The organism is Yoonia maritima (assembly GCF_003003285.1).
In the GTDB taxonomy this organism is placed as follows: Bacteria; Pseudomonadota; Alphaproteobacteria; order Rhodobacterales; family Rhodobacteraceae; genus Yoonia; species Yoonia maritima.
Window position 1 is genome coordinate 349,428 of sequence record NZ_PVTP01000004.1, and the last position, 12,839, is coordinate 362,266.

A 12,839-nucleotide genomic window follows, 5' to 3' on the forward strand; every position below is an offset into this window, starting at 1 on the left:
AGGAGACGACAGATGGCAGAGATTTCAGCGAGCAAAGCACGTACGATTATTCGGAAGGCAATGGCCAAGGGCGACGAAATGGGTTTCAAACCACTTTCTGTTGTTGTCCTAGATGCAGGCGGGCATGTGAAAGCGTTTGAACGCGCTGATGGCGCAGCACCGGGCCGTTTCGGTATCGCCCATGGTAAAGCCTATGGTGCAATCATGCTAGGCATGGCGGGCACCGCGCAGATGGCACGTGCAGAGCAGCAGGCCTATTTCATGGCTGCCGTGAACGGCGTTTACGGTGGGCAGGTTGTTCCTGTTCCCGGCGGCGTTCTGGTGCATGACAAGCGTGGCGCAGTTATTGGCGCTGTTGGCGTGACAGGTGACACATCCGACAACGATGTGATTGCTGCGATGGCAGGCCTTGAGGGTGCAGGGCTAACCGGCGAAGCATAACTAAGCGACACTGCTAAGTATTGAGGCCGCGCTTTTATATAAAGGCGCGGCTTTCATCGTTTTTGGGGCCTGCTGCCCTTTGGATGTGCTGTGCGTTTGGGACCAGCTGCCTGTGCGGTTGCGACATCTTTTGTTTGGTCTCGTTAGGCGGTAACAAGGGGCATACAAAAGGACAAAATGGTATGAAGCCAGTCATTGGTATCATTGGTAATAGTCATCTTATTAACGACGAATATCCGGCTTTTGCTGCTGGGGCGATGAACGTCCATGCGGTTGCCGAAGTTTCAAATGGGTTGCCGTTGATTGTGCCCACGGGGGCAGGGACGATTTGTGTTCAGTCGCTCATGGATCGTTGTGATGGCTTTTTGTTTACGGGCGGCCGTCCAAACGTGCATCCCGAAGAATACGGCGAACCAGCAACCGATGCGCATGGCGCGTTTGATCGCGAGCGTGATGGGATTGCTTTGCCATTGATCCGGGCTTGTGTGATGCGCGGCCAGCCGATTTTAGGAATTTGCCGTGGCTTTCAAGAGGTGAACGTCGCCATGGGCGGAACGCTATACCCTGAAATCCGCGATCTGCCGGGGCGCGATAACCACCGCATGCCCCCTGATGGCACACTCGAAGAGAAATTCGCACTGCGCCACAAAGTGACGTTCACGAAGGACGGGCCGTTTCATGCGTTGATGGGCGCGCAGGAGGTCATGACCAACACGCTACACGGTCAGGGTATCAAAACGGCTGGTCAGCGCGTCGTCATTGACGGTCACGCACCCGATGGCACGCCAGAAGCGATCTATATCGCTGACGCCCCCGGCTTTACGATGTCGGTGCAGTGGCATCCGGAATGGAACGCGAGCGACGATCCCGTATCGCGCCCCTTGTTCGAAGCGTTCGGCAACGCTTGTCGCGATTGGGCTACGCGTGGAATGCGCAAAAGCGCTTAAGCGGTCTTGTGCCGCAAGACGATTTTCGGCATCAATTCCGTAAACGTTTTAGGGGGTGAGCATGAAACGGTCTCGTATCAACGATATTATGGCGGAAGCGGATGATATGATCCGTTCGTATGGGTTCACTTTGCCGCCTTGGGCCTATTGGACACCCGAAGAATTTAAAGCACGCGCAGGTGACGCCAAAGCTGTAATCGAGGCGCGCAATGGCTGGGACATCACGGACTACGGCGCTGGCCGCTATGACGAAATGGGATTGTTCCTATTCACCTTGCGCAACGGACGTTTGGCTGATCTGCAGCGTGGCGGCGGCATGTGTTATGCGGAGAAGCTATTGATTTCTAAGCAGGATCAGCTGTCACCAATGCACACACACGTCATCAAAGCCGAAGACATCATTAACCGTGGCGGTGCAACGCTGGTGATCGAACTGTTTGGTTCTGATGCTGACGGAAACTTTGACGAAACAAAAGGTGGGACAGTGTTCTGTGACGGTATTCGCCGCGACTATGCACCGGGTGAAAAAATCAGCTTTGCCCCCGGTGAAAGCGTCACGTTGATGCCCGGCGATTGGCATGCATTTTGGGGCGAGGGTGGCGATGTGTTGATTGGCGAAGTTTCGACCGTTAACGACGACGAGACTGACAATATCTTTCGTGAACCAATAGGTCGCTTTGCAGAAATCGAAGAAGATGTTGCGCCAACCCATCTATTGGTCAGCGACTATAAGGCTTGGCTGTCGTAAATGATCGCGCATTCTTGACACCAGTGCGCAGTCGGTTCAACGCTGCCACATGCTTGATTTACGCCCTGTTGGATATGTAGTTGGTCTTCTTGTTGCCGCGCTTGGCGCGACAATGCTGGTTTCATTGTTCGCCGATGTCTTGGCGCAAAACGGACACTGGCCGGTCTTTTTCGAAAGCGCAGTTATCACCATTCTAACGGGTGGATTGATGGCGATGGCCTGCTCGAATGGGGTTGGTCAGGGGCTATCGTTGCGCCAGACCTTTCTATTGACGTCGCTCGTATGGCTGACTTTGCCTGTGTTTGGTGCGTTGCCGTTGATGCTGGGCGCCCCAAACGCCAGCTTTACCGATGCTTTTTTCGAGGCAATGTCTGGGCTGACAACCACAGGATCGACCACATTCGAAGGTTTGGATGCGCTGCCCGAGGGTATCAAGCTTTGGCGTGCGACTTTGCAGTGGTTGGGTGGCGTTGGGATCATTGTGGTTGCGATGGTGTTCTTGCCTGAACTTCGCGTTGGTGGGATGCAGATTTTTCGATCTGAAGCATTTGACACAATGGGGAAAATTCTGCCGCGTGCGGGGCAAATCGCCAGCAGCATTTCAGTGATTTATATCGGTCTAACAGTGGCTTGTACGCTGGCCTATAGCGCGGCGGGAATGAACGCGTTTGATGCGTTGGTGCATGCGATGACGACTGTATCTACCGGCGGAATGGCGAACTATGACAGCTCTTTCGGCAGTTTCGGCGCGGCGGCGCACTATATCGGGACCGTGTTCATGGTCCTTGCTGCCCTTCCATTTGTGCGGTTTGTGCAGCTTGTCAGCGGAACCGCAAAGCCGATTTTACACGACAGCCAAATTCGCGTCTTTTTGTCAGTCATCAGTATATGTGTTCTGCTGATCACATCATGGGTGTGGGGGCGGGAAGGCGAGTTTACTGAACTCGCCTTTCGTGAAGCGCTATTCAACGTCGTGTCCGTCATGTCTGGAACAGGTTATTCAAGCGCGGACTATATGACTTGGGGGACGTTCCCTGTGGTGATTTTCTTTTTTGTTGGATTGGTGGGGGGCTGTGCCGGATCCACGGCTTGTTCGGTTAAGATATTCCGCTATCAAATTCTATTCGCATCGATCAAAGCGCAGGTGCGTCAGATCCATTCACCACATGGTATTTTCACGCCACACTTTGAAGGGCGTACGATTAGCGAAGATGTTATGAGTTCTGTTATGGCGTTCTTTGTCGCATTCGTGCTGTTGCTTGGGGTGACGGCTGTCCTGTTAGGGATGACCGGTCTTGATTTCATCACATCGGTGTCTGGAGCGGCAACTGCCATTGCAAACATCGGTCCCGGTCTTGGGCCTGAAATTGGCCCAGCCGGAAACTTTGCGCATATCAACGATAGTGCAAAATGGATTTTATCCATGGCGATGTTTATTGGTCGTCTTGAGATTATGGTCGTGCTGACCATTCTTACCGTGAAGTTCTGGAAGACCTAGTTACCAGCAGCTAACCAGCACAGTGATATCAGCCGCGCGGCGTGTCATTGCCACAGGCGACATTTCCTGCGCATCTTCGCTACGTGTCGCGGTGATCCCGTTGCTTTCCAGCGTGGCAGTGATCTGTCCCGCGTCCAAAGAAAAGTTAACTTCTGGTGGTAGGACCTGCGCTTTGTCATCAATTCGCGGCAATAGCATGCCTATCACGGCACCGAATTTGTCAAAGACTGGGCCGCCTGCATCGCTTGGCTGGGGAAGGATCGAAAGCCGTCCTATCCGATCATCACCGGACAGATTGCGGATATCAACAACCTGCCCATATGTCAGTGTCGGGGCGCTTAGCACGCCGTTATAGGGATAGCCGCCTACGACGATCTGGTCTTGAAGGCGTGGCGTACGGGTTTCAAACGCTGCGACATTCAAGGGTGAAATGCTTTCTACGGGGCGTAACAAAGCGATACCAAGGTTTGTATTTGTCATGATTGGCTCTGCTTCATATTCACGGTCCAGCGTGATGCGTTCACAGCTCTCGATTGCCTCGGGGGTGGTTGCGACAATGCCGTTATTTGAAACAAAAAACCCTGATCTCGACATACGGGGCTGACGTACGGCAAGGCCCGCGACCATGTCGATGGCCTGATCTTCATTCGGGGGGGCAATTGCAGGGTCCAGGACACCATCAAGCCGAGAAAAGCTTGATTTCATAATGTCGAGCACCCGTTCCCGGCGCGCTTCGTCTCCGGCCGGCCAAACAAGGGTAAACCCTTTGATGTCAGTGCCTTCCAGCGAAACACTTGTGTAAGAATGGAGATCGTCACTTATCCCTTCGATCTCGAAGCTCGAATTTGTCAGGTTGCGTGATCCAGTCGTGGGGACAATGTCCAGAATTTGCATGATTTCATATAGGCCCTTTAGGCGTCCGGCATCACCTTGTTGGGAAATGAACAGCACTTGGGCTTCTGGTACGTCGGCACTTGGGTCGAACCGTACGAATGGCGGCTTATATTCGGTGAAGGCAACAAGACCGGTGGGGATTTGCATCTGAATGCCAGACGCATCGTCACGAACCAGCCGCATACGTGTGCCTTCTAGGACGCTATTATACTGGTCAAACAGCATCTCGCGCTGACGGGTGGTTAAAATGCCAGAGGGGTCTTGGTTGTTGGCCACTTGCCATGCTTGCATCGCGCTCCGCGTGCCGCGACCAAAAGATCCGTCAATTGCAGCGCTGTAAAACCCCGCCCACTTCAATGCCGTTTGTAAATTTTCGCGTGCAGGGCGGTCTAATTCGGATTCTGATGCGCGTGCCTGCGCTGGGGTTTCATCTGATAATGGGGCTGCGTCCGATATGTTTGCTGAAACAGGGGTTTCTGATGTGGCCTGCGGCAGTTGCACAGAGGATGCCGCGCGTCCCCCAATGGGCCAAAATTGCTGTTGGAAAAAACGGCCGTTTTTAACAAAGCTGTCGCTTGGGATCACACCTAGCCCAAGCAAAGTACCTAGTGCTGTCTCGGCACTGGCTTCTGAATATGGGCCGATAAAGATGCCGTAGAAACCGTCACCCAAATAATACCCGTGGACTGAATCAATTGTCCCTGCGTATTCGCGTGCGCGGTCTTGCGCCCCGGTCAGAGTTTTTCGTGCCTCAATTTGAACCCAGAAAGTGTCTTGTGCTGTTGCCGAAACAGCTGAAACGCCCAAAAATAAAAACGCCGCAAGTACCTTGATCATTTCCACCCCAAAGATCTTCGTATTATCGTAGGGGTATGACTGACCCTTGCATTGATGGGACGCAAGGGCCGCATGGACAATTCACGCAAAATTCAAACATTATATCGCAACCCGTTGCCCAATTGACCCTTTGGGCGCAGCAGCCTATTGAACGCTTAATCGTAGACGAGGGTCATCATGGCAGACAAACCACGCAGTTTTCAGGAAATTATCCTGCGGCTTCAGAACTATTGGGCCAGCAAGGGCTGTGCCATTTTGCAACCCTATGACATGGAGGTCGGGGCAGGTACGTTCCACCCGGCCACAACCCTGCGTGCGCTGGGTTCGAAATCATGGGCTGCTGCCTATGTGCAGCCGTCGCGTCGCCCAACAGATGGCCGCTATGGTGAGAACCCGAACCGCCTTCAGCATTATTATCAATATCAGGTTTTGATCAAACCAAGCCCGCCGGATTTGCAGGAACTCTATCTTGGTTCATTGAAAGCCATCGGCATTGATGCATCCCTGCACGACATCCGCTTTGTCGAGGACGACTGGGAAAGCCCAACATTGGGTGCTTGGGGCCTTGGTTGGGAAGTTTGGTGCGATGGGATGGAAGTATCCCAGTTTACCTATTTCCAGCAGGTTGGTGGCCATGACTGTAAACCCGTCTCGGGTGAGCTGACATATGGCCTGGAGCGTCTGGCGATGTATGTTCTGGGCGTGGATCACGTGATGGATATGCCATTCAACGACCCACAATCCCCCAGCCCGCTGACTTACCGCGATGTATTCAAACAAACCGAAGAAGAATACGCGCGCTGGAACTTTGACATCGCCGACACGGACATCTTGCTGCAGCACTTCAAAGACGCCGAGGCCGAATGCCAGCGCATTTTGGAACAACCAGCCGAGGATCCAAAAACCGGTAAGCGCATCATCATGGCGCACCCCGCCTATGATCAATGCATCAAAGCATCACACCTGTTTAACCTGCTCGACGCGCGCGGCGTGATTTCGGTCACCGAACGCCAAGCCTATATCGGACGTGTGCGGGCGCTGGCAAAGCAATGTGCTGATGCGTTCGTCCAAACCGAAGCAGGCGGGGCAGCGGCATAATGCCTTGGAACCGTATCGCAATTGTGGGGATCGTTGTGTCAGCTTTGATCGCAGGTATCGCGCTTTATTACCTTCAGGTTTACGCCTACTACACACCAGTGGCGGGCGATAATGCGCGTGTTGAATTGACGTCTGTTGTTACGGGCGAGGCCGAGCCGATCATCTTTGACAGCTTTGATGGCATCGATTCCGACAGCAGCCCAATCCGCTATCGGGCGTGTTTCACGACTGTTCTTAGCCAAGCAATGCTAACAGAAACCTACGTGATCAAGGACGATGCCGAACCACGCGTCGCACCAAGTTGGTTTGACTGCTTCGACGCAGAACAGATCGGTGCTGACCTTGAACACGGCGATGCGATTGCGTTTCTTGGCACCGAAAACATCCACTATGGGATCGACCGCATTGTTGCGGTTTACCCCGATGGCCGCGCCTATGCGTGGCACCAAATCAACGCCTGTGGCGAGGTCGTCTTTGATGGCAATCCGGCCCCTGACACCTGCCCACCTGTACCCGAAAGCCAGAACTGATGCCTGATCTTCTGATTGAACTTTTCTCCGAAGAAATCCCTGCGCGGATGCAAAAACGCGCCAGCGATGATCTGAAAAAACTGGTGACGGATGGTCTGGTCGAGGCTGGATTGACCTATTCGGGCGCAGCTGCGTTTTCGACGCCACGCCGTCTGGCGCTGTCCGTCGAAGGGCTGACAGCGGAAAGCCAAGCCACCCGCGAAGAACGCAAAGGCCCCAAAGTAGGTGCGCCTGACAAAGCCATCGAAGGGTTCTTGCGTGGTGCTGGTGTCACCCGCGATGACCTAGAGGTCCGCGACGACAAGAAGGGCCAAGTTTACTTTGCCGTGATTGAAAAGCCGGGCCGCTTGGCTGCGGACATCATTGCAGAAGTGCTTGAAGGTGCGATCCGTAACTTCCCATGGCCGAAATCCATGCGCTGGGGTGACGGCCCGTTGAAATGGGTGCGTCCGCTGCATTCTATTCTGTGCATCACATCAGACGAGGCTGGCGCGCAGGTCGTGCCGCTGGACGTTGATGGGATCACATCTAGTAACACCACACGCGGGCACCGTTTCCTTGCACCTGATACAATTACAGTCACAGGTTTCGATGATTACGAGGCAAAGCTGAAACGCGCCCACGTCATCCTACGCGCCGATGAACGCGCCGAGATGATCTGGCATGAAGCCACCAATCAAGCCTTTGCATTGGGTCTAGAGGTCGTCGAAGATCGCGGTCTACTGGCCGAGGTCGCAGGGCTGGTCGAATGGCCCGTCGTGTTGCTGGGCAAGATCGATGATGATTTCCTTGGCCTGCCGCCAGAGGTGCTGCAAACATCCATGAAAGAACACCAAAAGTTCTTTTCCGTCCGTAACCCCAAATCCAACCGGATTGAGCGTTTCGTGACCGTCGCCAACATGGAAACCGCCGACAACGGCGCAACCATTCTGGCGGGGAACCAAAAGGTGCTGTCGGCGCGTTTGGCCGATGCAAAGTTCTTTTGGGAAAACGATCTGCGCACGGTTAAGACCGTTGGTCTAGAAGGGATGGGTGCAAGCCTTGCCGATGTGACATTCCACAACAAATTGGGGTCGCAGGCTGACCGGATCAAACGGATCGAGGCATTAGCACGCGAGATTGCACCTGCCGTTGGTGCAAAGCCTGATCTGGCTGCCGAGGCCGCGCGGATTTGTAAGGCCGACCTATCGTCTGAAATGGTCTATGAGTTCCCTGAATTACAGGGGCTTATGGGGCGCTATTACGCCGAAGCAGCAGGTCACGACGACGGCGTGCCAGCAGCCTGCCAAGAACACTACTCACCACTGGGGCCATCAGACGATGTGCCAACTGCGCCTGTGTCTGTCGCCGTGGCTCTGGCCGATAAGATCGACACGCTGACCGGGTTCTGGGCGATTGACGAAAAGCCGACAGGTTCGAAAGACCCGTTTGCGCTGCGCCGTGCTGCGTTGGGGGTAATTCGCTTGGTGCTAGAGAACTCAGTAACACTTAGCGCCGTCGACCACCTCTCAGAGCAGCTCGTTCGTCACGCGCGCTGGATGGGCGGTTCATGGAAATTGTTTGAATTGCAGGACGCTGGCGAAGGAATGACACGCTGGCATCCCGCTATGACTGTAATTTCGGGGGATGAAGTCGTTGAAGAGCCATTTTCAATGGTTGAAGTTCGTCGGCTTTTCGAAAACGGAGAGCTAGCCTTTGACGACGAAGGTAAGTTGCGTTTGCCTGAATTGGGCGAACTAACCAACGACCTCCTCTCGTTCCTCCACGACCGCCTGAAAGTCTTCCTCAAAGACAAGGGTATCCGTCACGATATCATCGACGCGTGCATTGCGATGCCGGGGAATGATGATCTGACGCTTTTGGTCAAACGGGCAGAGGCACTGGCTGCGACATTGGCCACGGATGACGGTGAAAACCTGATTCAGGGGTTCAAGCGCGCCAATAACATTCTGACCCAAGCCGAAGAAAAAGACGGCGTTGAATATTCATACGGTGCGGACATTAAATTTGCCGAAGATGACGCTGAAAAAGCGCTGTTTTCTGCCCTTGATGCTGCAGATGCAAAGATCGCTCCAGCGATGAAAAACGAGGATTTCAGCACCGCGATGACCGCTATGGCAGCACTTCGTGGGCCGATTGATGCATTTTTCACCGATGTGCAAGTTAACGCCGATAGCGAGATTCTACGTCGTAATCGGCTTAACCTATTGTCACGCATCCGGAATATCTGTCTGTCTGTTGCCGATTTGACCAAAATCGAAGGCTAGTTGCAAAAGCTTCAAGTTTTCTTTGCTAAATAGGGGGGTAACCCCCTATGCTGCACTCACAGAATAAGGTGACGCCGCAGTGCAGCATATGACCGATATACAGCCTTTGACCTTGATTACACCGACCGCAGCAATGTCGGCCGGTGTCCATGGTGGCCGGGCGAAATGCTTACAGCGTTTGGTGCGGTTGGATATGCCGGTCCCGATGACTGTTGCGCTGTCGTTTGACACGGTACGTAGTATTGCGCAGGGGTACATGCCTGACATGAATGCGCTGCTGGCCCCGTTTGGCGAACAGCCGTTTTTATCTGTCCGTCCGTCCAGCCTTGACCCCGATTGGGGCGGGCCTAGCGCGGTGTTGAATGTTGGTATGAACGATGCCCGCCATGCGCGTTTAAGTGCGGATATTGGTGTTGAAGCTGCGACCGCGATCTATCTGCGGTTTGTTCAGTCTTATGCGGTTCATGTTGCCCGGCTTGATCCTGATGAGTTCTTTTTGCCAGATGTCGCAGATGCCGACAGCCTGAAGGCAATGCTGGACACTTACGAATTCGAAACAGACGAACCGTTTCCACAAGATGCCAGCGTGCAGTTGGCCGAGGTATTGCGCTCGATGGCCCGCGCATGGGACGGCACGACCGCCCGTTTGCTGCGGCAAGCCAAAGGTGCGCCTGTTGATGCTGGCCTTGGCCTTGTCGTTCAGGCGATGGCGATGGGCGTGGGGCAGGGTGAATGCGGTTCTGGCGTGATTGAATTTGTCGATGCGACTTCGGGGCTGCCGAAAATCGTCGGGCGTTACCTCAGTCAAAGCCAAGGTCGCGAAACTATTCGTGATGCCGAAGGTGCGATGTATTTGAACCGGGACGACCGTGGTCCGTCGCTTGAAGAACGATGCCCTGATGTGTTTGCGCAACTGCTTGTCTTCGGTGACCTGGCACGTAAAAAATTGCGCGAAGAAATGCAGATCAAGTTCACGATTGAACATGGTGTGTTGCGTATTTTGGATGCTATACGCGTACAACGTTCATCGCGTGCGACTGTGCGTATTGCCGTGGCGCTTGCCAACGATGGTATCATTCCGCGTGAAGAAGCCGTGATGCGGGTTGAACCTGCTGCGTTGTCTGAATTGTTGCACCGTCAGGTCGATCCGCGCGCAAAGCGTGATCTGATTGTACGTGGTATTGCTGCAAGCCCGGGGGCGTCTGCTGGTCGTATCGTATTGACCGCTGCCGAGGCCCAAGCAAGTGCAGCCAGAGGCGAGCCATGCGTATTGGTGCGCCGCGAAACGACTCCGGAAGACATTCGCGGTATGCACGCAGCCCAAGCCGTTTTAACCATGCGTGGCGGTGTCACGAGCCATGCTGCTGTGATTGGCCGCGGATTGGGATTGCCGTGCGTTGTTGGTGCCTCTGATCTGTCGATTGATCGCAAAAAAGGCGTGATTAGCGGCCCTGACGGTCGCAAATTCACTGCGGGCGATGTGATTACGGTTGACGGCACTACGGGGCAGATCCTGGCGGGCGAAGCCCCAATGCATGAGGCCGCGCTTGATGGGGCGTTTCAGACTCTTCTGGAGTGGGCCGATGATTATCGTGATATTGGTGTACGCGCGAATGCGGACACTCCTGCTGACGCCCAAGCCGCTCGTAATTTTGCAGCCGAAGGTATTGGTCTATGCCGGACGGAGCATATGTTCTTTGAGGGTGACCGGCTGGGCGTCATGCGCGAAATGATCTTTGCCGAAGGGTCAGATGATCGCCGTGCCGTCTTGGATCGGTTGCTGCCCATGCAACGCGACGATTTCGAGGCGCTCTTTACCATTATGGCGGGCAAGAACGTTTGCGTCCGTCTGTTTGACCCGCCGCTGCATGAATTCCTACCCTCCGATAAGGCGGGCTTGCGCGATTTGGCCGAACAACTGGCCCTGCCGGTGCCAGAGGTGACAGAACGCGTGAATGCGTTGACCGAATACAACCCCATGCTTGGCATGCGCGGTGTTAGGCTCGGGATCGCGATCCCAGAAATCTACGATATGCAGGCACGCGCAATTTTTGACGCGATGGTCGCTGTCGGTAAGGCTGGCGTTGATATCTCGGTCGAGATTATGATCCCGCTGGTCAGCGCGATGCGCGAAGTCGAGCTGGTGAAAACCCGGGTCGATGGTGTCGCGAATGCTGTGCGTGCGAAAAGCAAAACAGCGTTGAATTACCGTTTGGGCGTGATGGTTGAAACGCCGCGTGCTGCGTTGCGTGCACAAGACATCGCCGGACATGCAGAGTTTCTGTCATTCGGCACGAACGACCTTACACAGATGACCTACGGGCTGTCGCGTGATGACGCGGGGCGCTTTATGTCGGCCTACGTGCAGCAGGGCGTCTATGCCGAAGATCCGTTCCACACCTTGGATGTTGAGGGCGTTGGTGAACTTGTCGCGCTAGGTGCAGAGCGCGGGCGGATGGGACGAAAAGATGTGATTCTTTCGATCTGTGGCGAACACGCTGGCAGTCGAACCGCGATTGCATTTTGCCGTGAACATAAATTTGATTACGTTTCTTGTTCGCCGTTTCGCGTGCCTGTTGCGCGACTCACTGCGGCGCAGCTTGCAATTGCAAGTAAGATAAAATCGTAGTTAGCAACATATTATTGTTGCATTCCCTGTCCAAATGTCCTGATATTACCTTGTAATGCGCAGACTATCGCTGTGCCGTGGCGTCTTTTGGGCGCTCGGTGACGTTAGGGTAGACGGATGCGTTTCTTTCCCCTAAAGACACCAGCGCCTGCGTGGGGCTGTTCCGCGTAGTTTCCTGGGTGGGAAAAGATGACGTTTTTTAAATCAGTTTTGGCCGCAGTTATCGCGGCATCCGTTTCGTTTGGCGCATCGACCGCAGTCGCTGACGAATTGATGGCAAGTCGCCTCGGTGCGATTTTAGGGCAAGAGCGTGAAGCGCTCGCGGTGGTCCCTGATAGCCGCTTAAACCTTTTGACTAGCTTACCCCCTGCTGATGAACGTGGCGTCGACACGCAAACCGGCGAAATCTACAATCGCGAATACCTTGCGACACAGCCTGCTGCCACGGGTGGTGATCAATGGGAATGCCTATCAGAAGCTTTGTATTTTGAGGCGCGCGGCGAAAGCGTTGAAGGCTTGTTTGCTGTTGGCGAAGTGATCCTGAACCGCGTTGACAGTAATTCCTACCCTGACAGCCTGTGCGCTGTGATCAATCAAGGGACTGGTCGTCGTTTTGCTTGCCAGTTCACATACACCTGTGATGGCCGTGCCGAAGTTATCGCGGAACCACGCGCATGGGCGCGCGTTGGCAAAGTGGCACGCATCTTGATTGATGGTGCGCCGCGTGTGCTGACAGGTGGCGCTACGCACTACCATACCAAAGCTGTGAACCCATCATGGGCACAACGCTTTCCGCGTACGGCCTCTATTGGGTCGCACTACTTTTACCGCCAGCCGGTTCGCACCGCTTCTAAATAAAGTCGCATGTGTGACTGAGGGCGTCGTGGGTGGCGCTTGTCGGAATGGTCGTGGCCCTGTATCTGGGCCGGGATTTACCTCGATTGAGTGGA

At 54.4% G+C, this 12,839-nt stretch carries 10 protein-coding genes; 9 read left to right on the top strand and 1 reads right to left on the bottom strand.

Annotation, left to right across the window (positions count from 1 at the left end; genetic code table 11):
• Positions 1-12 precede the first annotated feature (12 nt).
• From CLV80_RS08345 to CLV80_RS08360, 4 genes are all read left to right on the top strand, one after another.
• Positions 13-441: a GlcG/HbpS family heme-binding protein gene (locus tag CLV80_RS08345; protein WP_106356844.1), complete on the top strand. Its 429-nt coding sequence runs from the start codon at positions 13-15 to the stop codon at positions 439-441.
• Between the two features lie 182 nt (positions 442-623).
• The gene (locus CLV80_RS08350; RefSeq protein ID WP_106356846.1) at positions 624-1,388 is read left to right on the top strand and encodes a gamma-glutamyl-gamma-aminobutyrate hydrolase family protein; all 765 of its coding nucleotides are present in this window, start codon (positions 624-626) and stop codon (positions 1,386-1,388) included.
• 61 nt (positions 1,389-1,449) lie between these two features.
• Complete coding sequence (locus CLV80_RS08355; protein WP_106356848.1) at positions 1,450-2,136, top strand: D-lyxose/D-mannose family sugar isomerase; 687 nt, start codon at positions 1,450-1,452, stop codon at positions 2,134-2,136.
• A 49-nt stretch (positions 2,137-2,185) separates the two neighbouring features.
• Positions 2,186-3,634: a TrkH family potassium uptake protein gene (locus CLV80_RS08360; protein WP_106356850.1), complete on the top strand. Its 1,449-nt coding sequence runs from the start codon at positions 2,186-2,188 to the stop codon at positions 3,632-3,634.
• On the opposite strand, the gene CLV80_RS08365 is transcribed toward CLV80_RS08360, so the two are convergent.
• Positions 3,635-5,365, bottom strand: coding sequence for a serine protease (locus tag CLV80_RS08365; RefSeq protein ID WP_106356852.1), 1,731 nt, complete (start codon positions 5,363-5,365; stop codon positions 3,635-3,637).
• 177 nt (positions 5,366-5,542) lie between these two features.
• Between CLV80_RS08365 and CLV80_RS08370 the strand changes: the two genes are divergently transcribed.
• The 5 genes from CLV80_RS08370 to CLV80_RS08390 all read left to right on the top strand — a co-directional run bounded on the left by CLV80_RS08370 (position 5,543) and on the right by CLV80_RS08390 (position 12,747).
• On the top strand, positions 5,543-6,463 hold the full coding sequence (locus CLV80_RS08370) for a glycine--tRNA ligase subunit alpha (RefSeq protein ID WP_106356854.1): 921 nt from the start codon (positions 5,543-5,545) through the stop codon (positions 6,461-6,463).
• Positions 6,463-6,993, top strand: coding sequence for a DUF6446 family protein (locus CLV80_RS08375; protein WP_106356856.1), 531 nt, complete (start codon positions 6,463-6,465; stop codon positions 6,991-6,993). The genes CLV80_RS08370 and CLV80_RS08375 overlap by 1 nt, the downstream gene beginning before the upstream one ends.
• Complete coding sequence (gene glyS / locus CLV80_RS08380; RefSeq protein ID WP_106356858.1) at positions 6,993-9,260, top strand: glycine--tRNA ligase subunit beta; 2,268 nt, start codon at positions 6,993-6,995, stop codon at positions 9,258-9,260. The genes CLV80_RS08375 and glyS overlap by 1 nt, the downstream gene beginning before the upstream one ends.
• An 88-nt stretch (positions 9,261-9,348) precedes the next feature.
• Positions 9,349-11,889, top strand: a complete 2,541-nt coding sequence (locus tag CLV80_RS08385) for a putative PEP-binding protein (protein WP_106356860.1) — start codon at positions 9,349-9,351, stop codon at positions 11,887-11,889.
• A 189-nt stretch (positions 11,890-12,078) separates the two neighbouring features.
• Entirely contained in the window at positions 12,079-12,747 is a 669-nt protein-coding gene (locus CLV80_RS08390; RefSeq protein WP_106356862.1) for a cell wall hydrolase, read from the top strand.
• The last annotated feature ends 92 nt before the right edge of the window (positions 12,748-12,839 follow it).